The following is a 17,599-nucleotide window of genomic DNA, read 5'->3' as shown; positions in this document are numbered from 1 at the left end:
CGAGTCGGCACATTCATGAGCGGGATGATCATGCCGAACATCCCGGCGCTCATCGCCTGGGGCATCTTCACCGCGTTCTTCATCGAGGTGGGTTGGACGCCGAATGCGGCGCTGGCGACGATCGTCGGACCGTTCATCCACTACCTGCTCCCGCTGATCATCGCCTACACCGGCGGCAGCCTCGTCTACAACGTCCGCGGCGGCGTCGTCGGCGCGATCGCGACGATGGGCGCGATCGCCGGGTCGGACTACCTCGTCGCGCAGTTCAACGCGGGACTCGAGGAGGGCGCGGCGCCCCTCGGCCAGGTCCACATGTTCATCGGCGCGATGATCCTCGGACCGCTCGCCGCCTGGACGATGAAGTGGCTCGACTCGCTGTGGGAGGGCAAGGTCAAGGCGGGCTTCGAGATGCTCGTCAACATGTTCTCGGCCGGCATCTGGGGCTTCGTGATGGCGATCGTGGGCTTCTACCCGATCGCCATGCTCGTGAACTGGCTGATGGCGGTGCTCGGATTCGGCGTCGAATGGCTCGTCGACCAGAACCTCCTGCCGCTCACGAGCATCCTGATCGAGCCGGCGAAGGTGTTCTTCCTCAACAACGCGATCAACCATGGCGTCCTCACGCCGTTGGGGCTCTCGGAGGCGTCCGAGAGCGGCTCGTCGATCCTGTTCCTGCTCGAGGCGAACCCCGGCCCGGGCGTCGGACTCCTGCTGGCGTTCACCTTCTTCGGGATCGGCGCGGCTCGCGCGTCCGCGCCGGGCGCGGCCGTCATCCAGTTCTTCGGCGGCATCCACGAGGTGTACTTCCCGTACGCCCTCATGAAGCCGATCCTGATCCTCGCGCTCATCGCGGGCGGTGCGACGGGTGTCACGACCAACATGCTCCTCGGCGGCGCGTTGCGAGCGCCGGCGGCGCCGGGAAGCATCTTCGCGGTCCTGTTGCAGACAGCCCCGGGTTCGTACTTCGCGGTGATCCTGTCGGTGATCCTGTCGGCGGCGGTGACGTTCTTCATCGCGGGCGTCATCCTCCGGGCCTCGCGCAAGCGCGACCTCGAGGCGATGGCGGTCAGCGACGACGCGTTCGGCGCCGCCATCACGCAGACCGAGGCGGCGAAGGGCAAGAGCTCCGACGCCCTCTCGAACCTGCGTGGCGGAGCGGCGACCGAGGCCGACGGCCGCGGCGGCCCTGCGACGGGAACCGTGCCCGTGATCCAGAACGTCGTGTTCGCCTGCGACGCGGGCATGGGCTCGTCGGCGATGGGCGCCAGCGTCCTGCGCAACAAGTTCAAGAAGGCGGGGATCGAGGACGTCACGGTGGTCAACAAGGCGATCGCCAATCTCGATTCCTCGGCCGACCTGGTCATCACGCAGAACCAGCTGACCGATCGCGCGCGGCGGCAGACGCCGGACGCCGTGCACATCTCGGTCGACAACTTCATGAACTCGCCGAGGTACGACGAAGTCGTGGATCTGGTCAAGGGCCAGCAGGAATCGCAGTCCTGACGGGGCGGCTCCGGGGCCGGTGCGGGAGAGCACCCGGCCCCGGAGCCGCAGCAGGTCGAACCGCGACGCACCGAACGGGCGGCCCACGACGGGCACCGCCGAGCACCGAGAGAAGGAGCAAGCCATGACCGAAGCGATCCTCCCCGCCGCGCACGTGCGGCTCGCCGCACGCGCGGCCGACCGAGACGACGCGATCCGCGCGGCGGGGGCGATCCTCGTCGAGGCGGGCGCGGTCGACCCCGCGTACGTCGACTCGATGCTCGAGCGCGAGCGCTCGGTCTCGACGTACATGGGCAACCTGCTCGCGATCCCGCACGGCACCAACGAGGCGAAGGACGCGATCCGCCGCTCGGCGCTCTCCGTCATCCGGTACGACGAGCCGGTCGACTGGGGCGGCGAGCAGGCCCGGTTCGTCGTCGGCATCGCCGGCATCGAGAACGAGCACCTCGAGATCCTCTCGAAGATCGCGATCATCTTCTCGGACGACGACGAGGTGCAGCGGCTCGTCGACGCGACGACCGCGGCCGAGCTGCACGCACTGCTCTCCGAGGTGAACGAGCCGTGAAGGCCGTCCACTTCGGCGCGGGCAACATCGGACGCGGCTTCGTCGGCCTCCTGCTGCACGACGCGGGGTACGAGGTCGTCTTCGCCGACGTGAACGGCGCGCTCATCGACGAGCTCGCGGCATCCGACCGCTACACGGTGCACGAGGTGGGCGTCGGTGCGCGAGATCGCGTCGTCGACGGCTACCGTGCCGTGAACAGCGCGACGGATGCCGCGGGGCTGGCCGCAGAGCTCGCGTCGGCCGACGTCGTCACGACGGCCGTCGGCCCGAGCATCCTGAAGTTCATCGCCCCGCATGTGCTCGCGGCGCTGCGCGCCCGTGCCGCGGACGCCGCGCCGCTCGCGGTCATGGCCTGCGAGAACGCGATCAACGCGACCGACCTGCTGCGCGACGAGACGGCCGCGCTCGCGGGCGACGAATGGCCGGCGCTCGCGGCCCGTGCGGTGTTCGCCAACACCGCCGTCGACCGCATCGTGCCCGCCCAGGCAGCGGAAGCCGGGCTCGACGTCACCGTGGAGACGTTCTTCGAGTGGGCGATCGAGCGACCGCCGTTCGGCGACGCGCCGCCGGTCATCCCCGACGCGCACTTCGTCGACGACCTCGCGCCCTACATCGAGCGCAAGCTCTTCACCGTGAACACGGGCCACGCCTCGACCGCGTACTTCGGCTTCCTCGCCGGGCACGAGCGCATCAGCGACGCGCTCGCCGACGCCGAGGTCGCCGCGGCGGTCGAGCGCGTGCTCGGCGAGACCTCGGCGCTCATCGTCGCCAAGCACGGGTTCGCCGAGGCCGAGCAGTCGGCGTACCGGGCGAAGATCCTCGAACGGTTCCGCAACCCCGACCTGCCGGACACCGTCGCGAGGGTCGGGCGGCAGCCGATGCGCAAGCTGAGCCGGCACGAGCGGTTCATCGGCCCGGCGGCCGAGCTCGCCGAGCGCGGCCATGCCGTCGACGGCCTGCTCGCGGCCGTCGGCGCCGCGCTCCGGTTCGACGTGCCGGGCGACGCCGAGAGCGTCGAGCTGGGCAAGGTGCTGCGCACCAGGCCGGCCGCGCAGGTCGTGCACGAGGTCATGGGCGTCGAGCCGGGGCATCCGCTCGAACCCGCGCTCGTCGCCGTCGTCGGCGAGTCCCGCGGAATCGACCCCGTGGCAGCGGGTGCATCGGAGTAGAATCGGCGGACTTCACGCCGTCAAGACGGTGGACCAGGTCGAGGGCAAGGGGCGGGGCATGTCATCTCACCGCAAGCCGGGGCGCGTCCTCGCGTTCGCCGCCGTGCCCGCCCTGCTCGCGGTGGCCTTCGTCGGAGTCGCCGCGGTCGGCGGCTCCGTCCCGAGCGCGCGCGCAGCGATCGGCGAGTGTCCGCCCGACGGCGAGTTCCCGGGCATCTCCGGTCTGCCGCCCGGCTTCACCGACAACAACGTCGCGGTCTTCGTCGGCGGTGACTTCTCCGCCCTCGGTTCGGCGGCGGAGTCCGAAGGGCTCCTCGTCGCACTGGGCAGCGCGACGTTCGACAAGACCCCCGGCGGGGTGTTCAACGTCGGTGCGGTCGGGGTCGGCTCCGGCATCGTGCCGACTCCTGGCTCGGTCATGCTCATGGTGGGCGACACGCTCGCGGTCGGGTCGAGCACGGTGCTCGACGTCGGCGCGCGGGTCGACGGTGGCGGCTCGGTCGACGTCGGCGGTGCTGCCGAGGTCGACGACCCGCTCGCGCAGATCGCGCTCAACGGAGGGGAGCTCAGCACCGGACTCGGACCCGCCGCCGTCGCGCCGTTCACCGGGTTCGGCACCGTGCTCGCAGATTCATCCGACGCCTTCTCGGCTGCTCCCGTGAACGGGGCGACGAGCGTCGCCCCCACCGAGGTCACGTTCACGGGTGACGGGACGACCGACGTCCAGGTCTTCGAGGTGGCCGCGAGCGTCCTCGCGGCCAGCCCGACCGTGCACTTCGTGAACATCGGCATCACGACGCCCGTCGTGATCAACGTCACGGGATCGCCGGCGGTCTTCTCGCCGAACTTCTTCTCGAACGACGGCGTGCGGGTCGACGACTTCGCGAACCCCGACTTCGGCAACGTCGCCGCGCGCACCCTCTGGAACTTCCAGGATGCGACGACCCTGACCGTCGGGGGGTCGAGCCAGGTGCTCGGCAGCATCCTCGTGCCCGACCCCGCGGCGATCGTCACGGTCACGGCGAGCACGAACGGCCGGGTGTACTCGGGTGGCGACCTCACCACGAACGGCGTGGGCAACGAACTGCACAACTACCCGTGGATCGGGCCGGGCGAGTTCGACTGCGAGCCCGAACCGGTGCCCGAACCCGAGACGGGCTCGATCACGATCCAGAAGATCCTCGACGACGCAGGCCCGATTCCCGAGCCCGAGCGGTTCTTCGGCGGCACGATCGAATGCGAGACCCTCGAGGGCGCGAGCTTCCTGCGGCCGTGGTCGGTCGAGGCGGGAGCGCCGCCCGTCACGATCACCGGGCTCCCGATCGGCGCCGACTGCATGATCTCCGAAGACCTGCGTTTCACGGCGCCCCCGGCCCCGAGGACTCTGCTCGCCACCGGCTTCTCGTTCGCCGAGCCGGTCTGGACGGTCAACGGAGAACCGGCCGACCCGCCCGAGTTCGTCGTGCCCGATCCAGCCGACGAGGTGCAGCTCGCATTCACGGTCGAGAACACCGTGCTCGGATTCTTCGCGGTCCAGAAGGTCGTCACCGGGCCGGACGGCGGGTACGTGGGCGACCGCGAATTCACCGTCGACTACGCGTGCACGCTCGATGAAGCGCCGGTGCAGGCGTACGACGCCGAGGGCGCGCCGCTCGGCGACGGCTCCGGCGAGGGTTCGTTGGCGGTCGTCGCGGGCGGCGCCGCGGTCGCCTCGCCGTTCTTCCCGGTCGGCAGCACATGCCTCCTCAGCGAAGAGCTCGTCGAGGTCGAGGGCGACTTCTCGGGCGACGGCTTCGCATGGGCTGGTGCCGAGGTCTCGCCGGCCGAGATCACCGTGGGCTCCGGGGGCGCCTCGCCGACCATCGCGACCGTGACGAACCGGTTCACCGGTCCGACGCCGACGCCCACGCCGACGCCCACGCCCACGCCGACCGATGGTCCGACGCCGGGCCCGACCCCGGCACCCGGTCCCGGAACCACCGGCGGCGGCGCGCTTCCCGCGACCGGAGCCGACCCGCTCGCGGCGTTCGGCTCTGGGCTCGCACTGATGCTGCTCGGCACCGCCGCCCTCGTCGGTCTGCGCCGCGCCCGGCTCATGCGCCGTTGATTGGCGAAACGGCGGCGGATCGCCTATAGTTGACCCTTGGTGCTCTGCACGTGCGCCTTGGCATGCCCGACGAACCGTCGGCGCGTCCCCGGGGCCGCTGCGTACAGCATCATCGCACGACCAGCATCCCAAACTCCAAGCGATAGTGAGGCTATGGCCAAGAAAGACGGCGTCATCGAGATCGAAGGCTCGGTCGTCGAGGCTCTCCCGAACGCAATGTTCCGGGTCGAGCTCACGAACGGACACAAGGTTCTCGCACACATCTCAGGCAAGATGCGTCAGCACTACATCCGAATCCTCCCCGAGGACCGCGTGATCGTGGAGCTGAGCCCCTACGACCTGACGCGCGGACGCATCGTCTACCGCTACAAGTAAGCGCTGCTGGAAAGTAACGGCCCGAGGCACCCCGCGGGCACGAAGACAGCGAAATCAAGGAAACACTCATGAAGGTCAACCCCTCCGTCAAGCCCATCTGCGACAAGTGCAAGGTCATCCGCCGCCACGGCAACGTCATGGTGATCTGCGAGAACCCGCGCCACAAGCAGCGCCAGGGCTAGTCAGAAGACTTCAGGGCCGCCCCTCGGGCGCGGCCCGCTCCCCATAACTGAACATCGCATATCGGCAACACCAGAACCACGGCATCTCCGGATGCCGCGGGGACACCTCGGGGCGGAGGCCCGGGCACCGGTGTTGCTCCACACCTCCACTCACAACAGGAGAAGCCACCCATGGCACGTCTTGCAGGAGTCGACATCCCGCGCGAAAAGCGCGTGGAGATCGCACTTACCTACATCTACGGCGTCGGCCGCACTCGCGCGCTGAAGACGCTCGCGGACACCGGCATCGACGGAAACATCCGCGTCAAGGACCTCAGCGACGACCAGCTCGTCGCGCTGCGCGACTACATCGAGGGCAACTACAAGGTCGAGGGCGATCTTCGCCGCGAGGTTGCCGCCGACATCCGCCGCAAGGTCGAGATCGGTTCGTACGAGGGCATCCGCCACCGTCGCGGCCTCCCGGTCCGCGGTCAGCGCACCAAGACCAACGCTCGTACCCGCAAGGGCCCGAAGCGCACCGTCGCCGGCAAGAAGAAGCCCGGCCGCAAGTAACCGCTCGTCGCCAGATCTAGGAGATTTCACACATGGCAGCATCCAAGGCGGCTACTCGCAAGCCGCGCAAGAAGGAAAAGAAGAACATCGCCGTGGGCCAGGCCCACATCAAGTCGACGTTCAACAACACGATCGTCTCGATCACCGACACCACCGGTGCCGTGATCAGCTGGGCCTCCTCCGGTGGCGTCGGCTTCAAGGGTTCGCGCAAGTCGACCCCGTTCGCCGCACAGCTCGCCGCCGAGTCGGCCGCGCGCCAGGCGCAGGAGCACGGCATGAAGAAGGTCGACGTCTTCGTCAAGGGCCCCGGCTCGGGCCGTGAGACCGCGATCCGCTCGCTCCAGGCCGCAGGCCTCGAGGTCGGCAGCATCAACGACGTGACGCCCCAGGCGCACAACGGCTGCCGTCCGCCCAAGCGCCGCCGCGTCTGAGCACTCTCCGCCGGTCGAGCAGGGCGCCTTCGCCCGCCTCGAGCCCTCGCGACATCCGCAGGTCTCGATACGGACCCGAGGGGCCCGCTCGACCGGCGACACGCACTCTCTACAACTCAAGATCCTCGAACTCGCAGGTGTCATATAGCGGACACCCTGCCGAAAGGAATCAACAGTGCTGATCGCACAGCGCCCGACGCTCACCGAAGAGAACATCTCGGAGTTCCGTTCGCGTTTCGTGATCGAGCCCCTCGAGCCGGGCTTCGGTTACACCCTGGGCAACTCGCTTCGGCGTACGCTCCTCTCGTCCATCCCGGGCGCGGCCGTCACGAGCATCCGCATCGACGGCGTGCTCCACGAGTTCTCGACCGTTCCCGGCGTGCGTGAAGACGTCACCGAGATCATCCTGAACATCAAGAACCTGGTCGTCTCGAGCGAGCACGACGAGCCCATCACGGCCTACCTGCGCAAGCAGGGCGCCGGCGAGGTCACCGCAGCCGACATCTCGGCTCCGGCCGGCGTCGAGGTGCACAACCCCGAGCTCGTCATCGCCACGCTCAACGAGTCGGCGAAGTTCGAGCTCGAGCTCACCATCGAGCGCGGCCGCGGCTACGTCTCGGCGAGCCAGAACCGCAACGAGTACTCCGAGGCCGGCCAGATCCCGGTCGACTCGATCTACTCGCCGGTCCTGAAGGTCACCTACCGCGTCGAGGCCACCCGTGCCGGCGAGCGCACCGACTTCGACCGCCTCGTGGTCGACGTCGAGTCCAAGCCGGCCATCAGCCCGCGCGACGCCATCGCCTCGGCCGGCCGTACGCTCACCGAGCTGTTCGGCCTCGCCCGCGAGCTCAACGTCGCCGCTGAAGGCATCGAGATCGGCCCCGCGCCGGTCGACGCCGTGCTCTCGAGCGAGCTCTCGATCCCGATCGAAGACCTCGACCTCTCGGTGCGCAGCTACAACTGCCTCAAGCGCGAGGGCATCAACACCGTGTCCGAGCTCGTTGCGCTCTCCGAGTCGCAGCTCATGAACATCCGCAACTTCGGTCAGAAGTCGGTGGATGAGGTCAAGGACAAGCTCACCGAGATGGGTCTTTCGCTGAAGGACTCGGTTCCCGGTTTCGACGGCGCCCACTTCTACACGGGCTTCGAAGAAGAGAACTAGTCGACCGCGCCCGTCGCACTCACCCCCGAATACTGGAGATAACGAACCATGCCGAAGCCCACCAAGGGCCCCCGCCTCGGCGGCGGACCTTCGCACGAGCGGCTCATGCTCGCGAACCTCGCGGCTGCGCTGTACACGCACAAGTCGATCACCACGACCGAGACCAAGGCGAAGCGCCTTCGTCCGCTCGCCGAGCGTCTCATCACGTTCGCGAAGCGCGGCGACCTGCACGCCCGCCGTCGCGTGCTCGCCGTGATCGGCGACAAGACCGTCGTGCACGAGCTCTTCACCGTGATCGCTCCCCAGGTCGCCGACCGTGAGGGCGGCTACACCCGCATCACGAAGATCGGCAACCGCAAGGGCGACAACGCACCCATGGCCGTCATCGAGCTCGTCCTCGAGCCCGTGACGCCCAAGGTGCGCGCCGCCAAGCCGGCTGCCGCCCCCGTCGCCGACGAGGCTCCCGCCGAGGAGCCCGTGGTCGAGGCCGACGAGACCCCCGAGGTCGCCGAGGCGACCGACGAGGCCGTCGAGACCGAGGCCGCCGACGAGGCTCCCGCCGAGGAGTCGGCCGACGCCAAGTAGTCGACGCCGCTGTTGAACGGGCCCCGGTGCACTGCACCGGGGCCCGTTCGCGTCCCCGGCGCGGCAGCCGGAATCGTCGTGCAGGAGATCAGGCCACATCCCGCCCACAGCAGGGATGGGGCCCGATCTCCTGCTGCATGTCGGCTCTGCTCCGACGGCGCCGTTCCGGCCGGCCGGATGCGACGACCGCGGCGTTCTAGGCTTGGACGCATGAGTGCGATCGACGAGTCCGCGGTGCCGACGGCAGACGCCGGCGCCGAGGCATCCGCCGGTTCCGAGGACGAGGCCGGCCCCGGCGCGTACGACGGGCCCGAGGCATCCGCCGGGCCCGAGGCATCCGTCGGCGTCGGCGCTGAGCCCGAGGTCGGTCACAGGGCCGAGGCATCCGTCGGGCCCGAGGCATCCGTCGTGCGCATCAGGCTCGACATCGCCTACGACGGCACCGACTTCTCGGGCTGGAGCCGCCAGCCTCGCCTGCGCACCGTGCAGGGCGTCCTCGAAGAGGCCCTGGCGACGTTGTTCCGGCGGGCGGGCGAGCGGCCGCGGCTCACGGTCGCGGGGCGCACCGACGCCGGCGTGCACGCGCGCGGCCAGGTCGCGCATCTCGACGTACCGGCCGCAGCGCTGGCCGCCGTCACCTCGCGCCGGCGCGGCCACGCCCATGAGGGCCACGACCAGGCCGCGGTGCTCGTGCGGCGCCTGACCGGCATCATCGGCGCCGACTCCGACGTGGTGATCACACGCGCCTCCGTCGCGCCGACCGGGTTCGACGCGCGCTTCTCGGCGGTCTGGCGCCGGTACGAGTACCGAGTGGCCGACGCGACGGCCGCGCACGACCCGATCATGCGGCGCACCACGGTGTCGTACCCGCGGCGCCTCGACGTCGACGCCATGGACGCCGCCGCAGACAGCCTGCTCGGGCTGCACGACTTCGCCTCGTACTGCAAGCCGCGCGAGGGCGCCACGACCATCCGCACGCTGCAGGAGTACCGGTGGCGTCGTGCCGACGACGGCGTGCTCGTCGCGTCCCTGCAGGCCGACGCCTTCTGCCACTCGATGGTGCGCGCCCTCATCGGGGCCTGCGTCGCCGTCGGCGAGGGCCGGCTCGCGACATCCGACCCGTTCGCGCTGATGCTCGCGGCCGAACGCACGAGCGCGTTCAAGGTGATGCCGGCCAAGGGCCTGGTGCTGAGCGAGGTCGGGTATCCCGATGCCGACGAGCTCGAGGCGCGCGCGAAACTCACGAGGGCACGACGCGAATTGCGTGTTGACGGGGTCGTCGGCTAAGCTGTCTCTTTGGTATCGCCATCTGCGCCGACACCCGAAGTTGAGCCCTCCACCGGGTCGCTCGACCGCATCGCGGGAGAACGCCCATCGGAGTGGGATTCACGAACCCCTCACTCGATCAGAAAGCAGCACTACTGTGACGCGCACGTACACCCCCAAGGCGAATGAGATCCAGCACGACTGGGTCGTCATCGACGCCACCGACATCGTTCTCGGTCGCCTCGCGAGCCACACCGCAGCCCTGCTGCGCGGCAAGCACAAGCCGACCTTCGCGAACCACATGGACACCGGTGACTTCGTCATCATCGTCAACGCCGAGAAGGTGGCCCTCACCGGCCAGAAGCTCGAGCAGAAGAAGGCCTACCGCCACTCGGGCTACCCGGGCGGCCTCAAGGCCGTCGGCTACGCCGAGCTCCTCGAGAAGAACCCCGTCCGCGCCGTCGAGAAGGCGATCCGCGGCATGCTCCCGAAGAACTCCCTCGGGCGCGCCCAGATCAAGAAGCTGAAGGTCTACGCGGGCGCGGAGCACCCTCACGCCGCTCAGCAGCCCAAGCCGTACACCCTCACCCAGGTCGCGCAGTAGTTCCGGCGCCCTCGACGTTCTCGAAAAGGATTCACACCACCATGGCGAAGATCGCAGACCAGCTCGACGCGGCTCCTGAGAGCTACACGACCGAGAGCACCCCCGCGGCTGCTCCCGCAACCCCCCGCCCCGTGCTCAACGTGTCCGGCGCAGCCGTCGGCCGCCGCAAGCAGGCCATCGCGCGCGTGCGCGTCGTCCCGGGCGCAGGCAACATCACGGTCAACGGCCGTGAGTTCGCCGCCTACTTCCCGAACAAGCTGCACCAGCAGCTCATCACCGACCCGTTCACGGTCCTCGAGCTCACCGGCTCGTACGACGTGATCGGCAAGATCACCGGCGGCGGCCCCTCGGGCCAGGCCGGCGCGCTCCGTCTCGCGATCGCCCGTGCGCTCAACGAGATCGACCGCGAGAACAACCGCGCCGCACTCAAGAAGGCCGGCTTCCTCACGCGCGACGCCCGCGTCATCGAGCGCAAGAAGGCCGGTCTCAAGAAGGCCCGCAAGGCACCTCAGTTCTCGAAGCGCTGATCCAGGCCTTCGGTCCTCCGAATGCCTCGGCTCTTCGGCACTGACGGGGTCCGGGGCCTGGCCAACCGTGAACTCACGGCTGACCTGGCCCTGGGCCTCGCCCAGGCGGCTGCCGCCGTCCTCACGCAGGGGCGGCACGCCGACGAACTCCGCGCCGCCGGGCGTCGCCCCGTCGCGGTGGTCGCGCGCGACCCGCGCGTCTCCGGTGAGTTCCTCACCGCCGCCGTCTCGGCCGGCCTCGCGAGCTCCGGCGTCGACGTCCTCGACGCCGGCGTCATCCCGACCCCGGCCACGGCGTTCCTGATCGACTCGATCGGCGCCGACTTCGGCGTCATGATCTCGGCGTCGCACAATCCGGCGCCCGACAACGGCATCAAGTTCTTCTCCTTCGGCGGCACGAAGCTGCCCGACGAGGTCGAGGACCGCATCGAGTCCTACCTCGGCAAGCAGAAGCTCGCGCCCATCGGCGGCGGCGTCGGCCGCATCCGTCGGTTCGCCGACGCTGAAGACCGCTACGTGGTGCACCTGCTCGGCACGCTGCCGAACCGCCTCGACGGCATCCACGTCGTGCTCGACTGCGCTCACGGCGCCGCGGCCGGCGTCTCGCCCGAGACGTTCCGCGACGCGGGCGCGAAGGTCACGGTGATCGGCGCCGATCCCGATGGCATGAACATCAACGACGGGGTGGGCTCGACCCACCTCGACCAGCTCTCCAGGGCCGTGCTCGAGCACGGCGCCGACGTCGGCATCGCGCACGACGGCGACGCCGACCGCTGCCTCGCGGTCGACGCCGACGGCAACATCGTCGACGGCGACATGATCATGGCGATCCTCGCCGTGGCCATGCACGAGCGCGGTGCGCTCACCGACGACACCCTCGTGGTGACCGTCATGTCGAACCTCGGCCTCCGCCGTGCGATGGCCGATCGCGGCATCCGCGTCGTCGAGACGAAGGTCGGCGACCGCTACGTGCTCGAGGCCCTCGCGGCCGAGAAGCTCGCCCTCGGCGGCGAGCAGTCCGGCCACGTCATCATGAGCGAGCACGCGACCACCGGCGACGGCGTGCTCACCGGCCTGCACCTCGTCGCCGAGATGGCCCGCACCGGCAAGTCCCTCGCCGAGCTCGCGAAGGTCATGACCGTCTACCCGCAGGTGCTCGTCAACGTGCGCGGCGTCGACCACCACGCCATGGCCGGCGACGAGGCGATCGCCGCCGCCGTGGCCGCGGTCGAGGCCGAGCTCGGCGACGGCGGCCGCGTGCTGCTCCGCCCCTCGGGCACCGAGCCGATGGTGCGCGTCATGGTCGAGGCGCTCAGCCAAGACGAGGCCGAACGCCACGCGGCATCCCTCGCCGAGGTCGTCAAGGCCCGGCTGACCCTGCCGGTCTGATCCACCGCTGCGACGTCGGCGCCTCCGCCGGCACGTCGGGTGCGGCGGTCGCCGGCGGCGAGCGGGCAGTCCTGCGGATGCCGCGGGCGGGCGTTCGCGGCTGCGTCAGAGCTTGCGCAGCAGCACGGTCGACACCGAGTGGTCGGCGCTCTTGCGCAGCACGAGCGAGGCCCGCGACCTGGTCGGCCGGATGTTCTGCAGCAGGTTCGGCTCGTTGATCGAACGCCAGATCTCGCTCGCGCGGGAGCGAGCCTCGTCTTCGGTCAGGCTCGCGTACCGGTGGAAGTACGAGCGCGGGTTCGCGAACGCGCCCCGCTGCAGCTTCAGGAACCGCTCCTCGTACCAGCGGGCGATGTCGCTCGTGCGCGCGTCGACGTAGATCGAGAAGTCGAACAGGTCACTGACGGCGAGGCGGTGGCCGGGCCCGGGGGGCTGCAGCACGTTGAGCCCCTCGACGATGAGCACGTCGGGGCGGCGCACGGTGACCGCGGCGTCGGGCACGATGTCGTACGCGAGGTGCGAGTAGAACGGGGCGCGCACCTCTGGCGCCCCAGCCTTGACGTCGCTCACGAAGCGCAGCAGCGCACGACGGTTGTAGGACTCGGGGAAACCCTTGCGCGTCATGAGGCCGCGACGCTCGAGCTCGGCGTTCGGGAAGAGGAACCCGTCGGTGGTGATGAGCTCGACCCGGGGCGTGTGCTCCCAGCGGGCCAGCAGTTCGCGCAGCACGCGGGCGATGGTCGACTTGCCGACGGCGACCGAGCCGGCGACGCCGATGACGAACGGCGTGGACTCCACGCGTTCCCGCAGGAACTCGCCCGTGGCGTTGCGCAGCGCCTTGGTGCCGCCGACATAGAGGTTCAGCAGGCGGCTGAGCGGCAGGTACACCTCGGCGAGCTCGCGCATGTCGAGCGGTTCGCCCAGCCCGCGCAGCTGCACGATCTCGGTCTCGCTGAGCGGTGAGGGCACCGACGGTGCGAGCTCGGACCAGTCTGCGCGAGGCAGCTCGATGAACGGCGAGAACTGCGCGACGGGGTTCGACGAGGTCTGCGGATCCGGCACCTCGACAGTCTAGTGTCGACGTTCGCCGACGCCGATGGCCGGATCCCGGCGCCGGAGGGGCGGACCGCGGACGGGTCCTCAGGGCGGGCCACGTAGAATCGAGCCCATGTGTGGAATTGTCGGATACGTCGGTGCTCGCAGCAGCATCGACGTGCTCATGGGAGGCCTGAAGCGCCTCGAATATCGCGGTTACGACTCGGCGGGAGTGGCCATCGTCGACGACGACGGCGTCATCGAGACCGCCAAGCGGGCGGGCAAGCTCAAGGTGCTCGCCGACGAGCTCGAGGCGCACCCGCTGCACGTGGGCCGCACGGGCATCGGGCACACGCGGTGGGCGACCCACGGCGGACCGACCGACCGCAATGCGCACCCGCACCTCGGCGACGAGGGTCGCCTCGCGCTGATCCACAACGGCATCATCGAGAACTTCTCCGAGCTCAAGCACGAGCTCGAGGCCGACGGCTTCACGTTCGAGTCCGAGACCGACACCGAGGTCGCGGCCGTGCTGCTCGGCCGCGAGGTGCGTCGCACGGGCGACCTCCGCGAGGCGTTCCGGCAGACGGTCACGCGCCTCGAGGGCGCCTTCACCCTGCTCGCCGTGCATCGCGACGAGCCCGGCCTCGTCGTCGGCGCCCGACGCAACTCGCCGCTGGTCATCGGCCTCGGCGAGGGCGAGAACTTCTTCGGGTCGGATGTCGCGGCCTTCGTCGAATACACGAAGCGCGCCGTGGCGATCGGTCAAGACCAGATCGTGGCGATCACGGCCGACGAGGTCGTCGTCACCGACTTCGACGGCGCGCCCGTGCAGGTCGAGCCGTTCGAGGTCGCCTGGGACGCCTCGGCCGCCGAGAAGGGCGGGTGGAGCTCCTTCATGCGCAAGGAGGTCTCCGAGCAGCCCGACGCGGTCGCGAACACGATCCGCGGTCGCATCGTCGACGGCGAGGTGCACATCCCCGAGCTCGAGTCGTTCGGCGACGAGGAGCTCCGCGGCATCGGCCGCATCACGATCGTGGCCTGCGGCACGGCGGCCTACGCCGGGCAGGTCGCGAAGTACGCGATCGAGCAGTGGGCGCGCGTGCCGGTCGAGATCGAGCTCAGCCACGAGTTCCGCTACCGCGAGCCGGTCATCGACGACCGCACGCTCGTGATCTCCATCAGCCAGTCGGGCGAGACCATGGACACGCTCATGGCCGTGAAGTACGCGAGCGAGCAGGGCGCCCGCACGATCTCGATCTGCAACACCCAGGGCGCGACGATCCCACGCGAATCCGATGCGGTCGTCTACACCCACGCCGGCCCCGAGGTCGCGGTGGCCTCGACGAAGGCGTTCGTCGCCCAGATCACGGCGCTCTACCTGTTCGGGCTGCACCTCGCACGCGTGCGGGGCACGCTGTCGCGGGAGGCGCTGGCCGAGCCGCTCGCCGAGCTGCAGGCGATCCCCGAGAAGCTCGAGGCCGTGCTCGGCGAGTCCGAGCGCATCGCCCAGCTCGCGCACTGGATGGCCGACACCCGCTCGGTGCTCTTCCTCGGCCGTCACGTCGGCTTCCCCATCGCGCTCGAGGGCGCGCTGAAGCTCAAGGAACTGGCGTACATCCACGCCGAGGGCTTCGCCGCAGGCGAGCTGAAGCACGGTCCGATCGCGCTCATCGAGCCCGGCCAGCCGGTGTTCGTGGTCGTTCCGAGTCCGCGCGGCTCGGCCAACCTGCACCCCAAGGTCGTCTCGAACATCCAGGAGATCCGGGCCCGCGGTGCGCGCGTCATCGCGATCGCCGAGGCCGGCGACGCCGCGGTGCTGCCGTTCGCCGACGAGGTGATCCGCATCCCGCTCGCCGCCCCGCTCTTCGAGCCGCTCCTCGCGGTCGTGCCGCTGCAGATCTTCGCCATGGAGCTCTCGCAGGCCAAGGGGCTCGACGTCGACCAGCCGCGCAACCTCGCGAAGTCGGTGACGGTGGAGTGAATCCGTCTGGGGCGCCCGCGTGATCGTCGGCATCGGCATCGACGTGGTCGACATCGCTCGGTTCGAGCGGTCGATCGCGCGGACGCCGGCGCTCGTCGAACGCCTGTTCGCTGAGAGCGAACGCGGGCGCCCCGCCCGGTCACTCGCCGCCAGATTCGCGGCCAAGGAGTCGCTCATCAAGGCGCTCGGCGGCCATGCCGTGGTGCGCTGGCACGAGATGCGCATCGTCCAAGACGCCGAGGGCAACCCCGACTTCGAGCTCTCCGGCGGCCTGGCCGCGCATGTACGGGCGCTCGGCGTCGATCGCGTGCACCTGTCGATGAGCCATGACGCGGGCATCGCGAGCGCCTTCGTGGTGCTCGAGGCGGCCACGGGGGAAGGCCCAGGCACCGATCCCGGCACCGCCGACGCCGGAGGAGCCGCATGAGCCCGGCCTCCGAGGCACCGGCGCGCGAGGCGTTCATCGACCTCGACGCGGTGCGACGCAACATCGCGACGATCGCCGAACGCGTGCGGCCGGCCGGCGTCATGGCCGTCGTGAAGGCCGACGCCTACGGGCACGGCGCCGCCGAGGTCGCCGAGGCGGCGGTCGAGGCCGGTGCAGCGTGGCTCGGCGTGGCCGACCTCGCCGAGGCCCTCGCGCTCCGCGACGCGGGCGCCACCGCGCCCGTGCTCGCCTGGCTGCACGCCCCCGACGCGCCGTTCGCCGCCGCCGTCGCGCGCGACATCGACCTCGGCATCTCCTCGGCCGCGCAGCTCGAGCTCGCCGCCGAAGCCGGGCGCGAAGCCTCGACCACCGCGAACGTGCACCTGAAGATCGACACCGGCCTCAGCCGCAACGGGGTCGCGCCCGAGCACTGGGCGCATGTCGCCGCGGCGGCCGCGGCGCACGAGCGGGCCGGGCGCATCCGCGTGCGGGGCGTCTTCAGCCACCTCGCGAACACCGACGCCGAGTCCGACGCCGCGCAGGTCGCGGCCTTCGAGCGGGCGCTCGCCGAGGCATCCGCCGCCGGGCTCGCGCCCGACGTGCGTCACCTCGCGTCGACCGCCGCGGCACTGGCCTCGCCCGAGACCCGCTTCGACCTCGTGCGCATCGGCATCGGCACCTACGGCGTCTCGCCCTACGGAGACGACCGAACCGCCGCCGACCTCGGCCTGGCGCCGGTCATGACGTTGCGCGCGCGGGTCATCGCGGTGCGCCGCGTCGAGGCCGGCACGGGCGTCTCCTACGACCACACCTGGCGCACCGCACGAGCGACCACGCTCGCACTCGTGCCGCTCGGCTACGGCGACGGGGTGCCGAGGCAGGCCTCCGGGCGGGGCGAGGTGCTGCTCGCTGGCCGCCGCCGCCCCGTGGTCGGACGCATCGCGATGGACCAGTTCGTCGTCGACGTCGGCGACGACGAGGTCTCGGTCGGCGATCCGGTCGTGCTGTTCGGCGACCCCGCGACCGGCGCCCCCTCGGCCGACGACTGGGCGGCCGCCGCCGACACGATCGGCTACGAGATCGTCACGCGCATCGGGCCGAGGGTGCCGCGCACGTACGGCCGACGCACCGATGCCCGACGCACCGACGGCCGGCACGCATGACCCGCCTCGACATCGCCGACGCCGCGCAGATGGAGGCGTTCGGGCGAGCGCTCGGCGCCGAGCTGCGCGCCGGCGACCTGCTGATCCTGTCCGGCCCGCTCGGCGCGGGCAAGACCACGCTCACGCGGGGCATCGGCGCGGGCCTCGGCGTCCGGGGTCCCGTGCAGTCGCCGACGTTCGTGCTCGCGCGCACGCATCCGAGCCTCGTCGGCGGCGCCCCGCTCGTGCACGTCGACGCCTATCGACTCGGCAGCGCCGAACTCGTCGAAGACCTCGACCTCGACTTCGCCCGGTCGGTCGTCGTCGTCGAATGGGGCGAGGGGCTGCTCGACGGGGTGAGCGACTCCTGGCTCGAGGTCGGCATCGAACGACCCCAGGGGCGAGCGGATGCCGCGAGCCCGGCCACCGGGCCCGGTGAGGCCGCGGCCGTGGTCGATGCCGAAGGCACCGGCATCGTCGGCGCCGACGATCCCGCCGACGCCGAGTTCCTCGGTGCCGACGAGCCCCGCATCGTCACGGTGCGCGGCTTCGGCCCGCGCTGGGCGGGCACCGCGTACGCCGACCCTCGGTAGG

Annotated in this window: 19 protein-coding genes; 18 read left to right on the top strand and 1 reads right to left on the bottom strand. The window is 70.5% G+C overall.

Annotated elements, in window-relative coordinates:
* Positions 1–15: 15 nt before the first annotated feature.
* The 14 genes from AC3IPY_RS15210 to glmM all read left to right on the top strand — a co-directional run bounded on the left by AC3IPY_RS15210 (position 16) and on the right by glmM (position 12,417).
* A complete protein-coding gene (locus AC3IPY_RS15210) occupies positions 16–1,503 on the top strand; it encodes a PTS mannitol transporter subunit IIBC (protein WP_489185114.1) in 1,488 nt (495 codons plus the stop codon).
* A gap of 124 nt (positions 1,504–1,627) precedes the next feature.
* A complete protein-coding gene (locus tag AC3IPY_RS15205) occupies positions 1,628–2,068 on the top strand; it encodes a PTS mannitol transporter subunit IIA (RefSeq protein WP_489185113.1) in 441 nt (146 codons plus the stop codon).
* The gene (locus tag AC3IPY_RS15200; protein ID WP_489185112.1) at positions 2,065–3,237 is read left to right on the top strand and encodes a mannitol-1-phosphate 5-dehydrogenase; all 1,173 of its coding nucleotides are present in this window, start codon (positions 2,065–2,067) and stop codon (positions 3,235–3,237) included. The genes AC3IPY_RS15205 and AC3IPY_RS15200 overlap by 4 nt, the downstream gene beginning before the upstream one ends.
* Before the next feature lie 58 nt (positions 3,238–3,295).
* A complete protein-coding gene (locus tag AC3IPY_RS15195; RefSeq protein ID WP_489185111.1) occupies positions 3,296–5,344 on the top strand; it encodes a choice-of-anchor A family protein in 2,049 nt (682 codons plus the stop codon).
* Positions 5,345–5,497: 153 nt separating this feature from the next.
* Positions 5,498–5,719 (top strand): translation initiation factor IF-1, encoded by a 222-nt coding sequence (infA, locus tag AC3IPY_RS15190; protein WP_021759551.1) that lies wholly within the window; start codon positions 5,498–5,500, stop codon positions 5,717–5,719.
* Between the two features lie 68 nt (positions 5,720–5,787).
* On the top strand, positions 5,788–5,901 hold the full coding sequence (rpmJ, locus tag AC3IPY_RS15185; RefSeq protein ID WP_047561540.1) for a 50S ribosomal protein L36: 114 nt from the start codon (positions 5,788–5,790) through the stop codon (positions 5,899–5,901).
* 171 nt (positions 5,902–6,072) lie between these two features.
* Positions 6,073–6,453 carry a 30S ribosomal protein S13 gene (gene rpsM / locus AC3IPY_RS15180; protein WP_156999964.1) on the top strand — a complete coding sequence of 127 codons (381 nt, stop codon included), beginning with the start codon at positions 6,073–6,075 and terminating at the stop codon, positions 6,451–6,453.
* Positions 6,454–6,485: 32 nt separating this feature from the next.
* A complete protein-coding gene (rpsK, locus tag AC3IPY_RS15175; RefSeq protein ID WP_156999966.1) occupies positions 6,486–6,884 on the top strand; it encodes a 30S ribosomal protein S11 in 399 nt (132 codons plus the stop codon).
* 175 nt (positions 6,885–7,059) lie between these two features.
* A complete protein-coding gene (locus tag AC3IPY_RS15170; RefSeq protein WP_055860115.1) occupies positions 7,060–8,046 on the top strand; it encodes a DNA-directed RNA polymerase subunit alpha in 987 nt (328 codons plus the stop codon).
* A gap of 48 nt (positions 8,047–8,094) precedes the next feature.
* On the top strand, positions 8,095–8,631 hold the full coding sequence (rplQ, locus tag AC3IPY_RS15165; RefSeq protein ID WP_489185110.1) for a 50S ribosomal protein L17: 537 nt from the start codon (positions 8,095–8,097) through the stop codon (positions 8,629–8,631).
* A gap of 210 nt (positions 8,632–8,841) precedes the next feature.
* Positions 8,842–9,918: a tRNA pseudouridine synthase A gene (locus AC3IPY_RS15160; RefSeq protein WP_489185109.1), complete on the top strand. Its 1,077-nt coding sequence runs from the start codon at positions 8,842–8,844 to the stop codon at positions 9,916–9,918.
* Positions 9,919–10,054: 136 nt separating this feature from the next.
* Positions 10,055–10,501 (top strand): 50S ribosomal protein L13, encoded by a 447-nt coding sequence (rplM, locus tag AC3IPY_RS15155; protein ID WP_156999971.1) that lies wholly within the window; start codon positions 10,055–10,057, stop codon positions 10,499–10,501.
* A 41-nt stretch (positions 10,502–10,542) separates the two neighbouring features.
* The gene (rpsI, locus tag AC3IPY_RS15150; protein WP_489185108.1) at positions 10,543–11,028 is read left to right on the top strand and encodes a 30S ribosomal protein S9; all 486 of its coding nucleotides are present in this window, start codon (positions 10,543–10,545) and stop codon (positions 11,026–11,028) included.
* 21 nt (positions 11,029–11,049) lie between these two features.
* Positions 11,050–12,417 carry a phosphoglucosamine mutase gene (gene glmM, locus AC3IPY_RS15145; RefSeq protein WP_489185107.1) on the top strand — a complete coding sequence of 456 codons (1,368 nt, stop codon included), beginning with the start codon at positions 11,050–11,052 and terminating at the stop codon, positions 12,415–12,417.
* Positions 12,418–12,522: 105 nt separating this feature from the next.
* Here the strand turns inward: glmM and coaA are convergent, their stop codons facing one another.
* On the bottom strand, positions 12,523–13,479 hold the full coding sequence (gene coaA / locus AC3IPY_RS15140) for a type I pantothenate kinase (protein ID WP_489185106.1): 957 nt from the start codon (positions 13,477–13,479) through the stop codon (positions 12,523–12,525).
* A 106-nt stretch (positions 13,480–13,585) separates the two neighbouring features.
* Here coaA and glmS point away from each other — a divergent pair, with 106 nt between their 5' ends.
* Genes glmS through tsaE form a run of 4 tightly spaced genes read left to right on the top strand, consistent with a single transcriptional unit; the run spans position 13,586 to position 17,598 of the window.
* Positions 13,586–15,436, top strand: coding sequence for a glutamine--fructose-6-phosphate transaminase (isomerizing) (gene glmS, locus AC3IPY_RS15135; RefSeq protein ID WP_489185105.1), 1,851 nt, complete (start codon positions 13,586–13,588; stop codon positions 15,434–15,436).
* 19 nt (positions 15,437–15,455) lie between these two features.
* Positions 15,456–15,863: a holo-ACP synthase gene (locus AC3IPY_RS15130; protein WP_489185104.1), complete on the top strand. Its 408-nt coding sequence runs from the start codon at positions 15,456–15,458 to the stop codon at positions 15,861–15,863.
* The gene (alr, locus tag AC3IPY_RS15125) at positions 15,860–17,026 is read left to right on the top strand and encodes an alanine racemase (protein ID WP_489185103.1); all 1,167 of its coding nucleotides are present in this window, start codon (positions 15,860–15,862) and stop codon (positions 17,024–17,026) included. Before AC3IPY_RS15130 ends, alr begins: the two co-directional genes overlap by 4 nt.
* Positions 17,023–17,598 carry a tRNA (adenosine(37)-N6)-threonylcarbamoyltransferase complex ATPase subunit type 1 TsaE gene (gene tsaE, locus AC3IPY_RS15120; protein WP_489185102.1) on the top strand — a complete coding sequence of 192 codons (576 nt, stop codon included), beginning with the start codon at positions 17,023–17,025 and terminating at the stop codon, positions 17,596–17,598. The genes alr and tsaE overlap by 4 nt, the downstream gene beginning before the upstream one ends.
* The last annotated feature ends 1 nt before the right edge of the window (position 17,599 follow it).

Source organism: Agromyces sp. GL_144 (assembly GCF_057834305.1).
The sequence above is the reverse complement of the archived record's forward strand: the minus strand, read 5'-3'. Positions and strand labels throughout refer to the sequence as shown.

What these genes read in the sequence shown, in the direction of transcription:
- rpsM (WP_156999964.1), top strand. Translation starts at nt 6,073, where the DNA reads ATGGCACGTCTTGCAGGAGTCGACATCCCGCGCGAAAAGCGCGTGGAG.
- AC3IPY_RS15205 (WP_489185113.1), top strand. Translation starts at nt 1,628, where the DNA reads ATGACCGAAGCGATCCTCCCCGCCGCGCACGTGCGGCTCGCCGCACGC.
- infA (WP_021759551.1), top strand. Translation starts at nt 5,498, where the DNA reads ATGGCCAAGAAAGACGGCGTCATCGAGATCGAAGGCTCGGTCGTCGAG.
- rpsK (WP_156999966.1), top strand. Translation starts at nt 6,486, where the DNA reads ATGGCAGCATCCAAGGCGGCTACTCGCAAGCCGCGCAAGAAGGAAAAG.
- AC3IPY_RS15160 (WP_489185109.1), top strand. Translation starts at nt 8,842, where the DNA reads ATGAGTGCGATCGACGAGTCCGCGGTGCCGACGGCAGACGCCGGCGCC.
- AC3IPY_RS15195 (WP_489185111.1), top strand. Translation starts at nt 3,296, where the DNA reads ATGTCATCTCACCGCAAGCCGGGGCGCGTCCTCGCGTTCGCCGCCGTG.
- glmM (WP_489185107.1), top strand. Translation starts at nt 11,050, where the DNA reads ATGCCTCGGCTCTTCGGCACTGACGGGGTCCGGGGCCTGGCCAACCGT.
- rplQ (WP_489185110.1), top strand. Translation starts at nt 8,095, where the DNA reads ATGCCGAAGCCCACCAAGGGCCCCCGCCTCGGCGGCGGACCTTCGCAC.
- rpmJ (WP_047561540.1), top strand. Translation starts at nt 5,788, where the DNA reads ATGAAGGTCAACCCCTCCGTCAAGCCCATCTGCGACAAGTGCAAGGTC.
- rpsI (WP_489185108.1), top strand. Translation starts at nt 10,543, where the DNA reads ATGGCGAAGATCGCAGACCAGCTCGACGCGGCTCCTGAGAGCTACACG.
- alr (WP_489185103.1), top strand. Translation starts at nt 15,860, where the DNA reads ATGAGCCCGGCCTCCGAGGCACCGGCGCGCGAGGCGTTCATCGACCTC.
- AC3IPY_RS15210 (WP_489185114.1), top strand. Translation starts at nt 16, where the DNA reads ATGAGCGGGATGATCATGCCGAACATCCCGGCGCTCATCGCCTGGGGC.
- glmS (WP_489185105.1), top strand. Translation starts at nt 13,586, where the DNA reads ATGTGTGGAATTGTCGGATACGTCGGTGCTCGCAGCAGCATCGACGTG.
- tsaE (WP_489185102.1), top strand. Translation starts at nt 17,023, where the DNA reads ATGACCCGCCTCGACATCGCCGACGCCGCGCAGATGGAGGCGTTCGGG.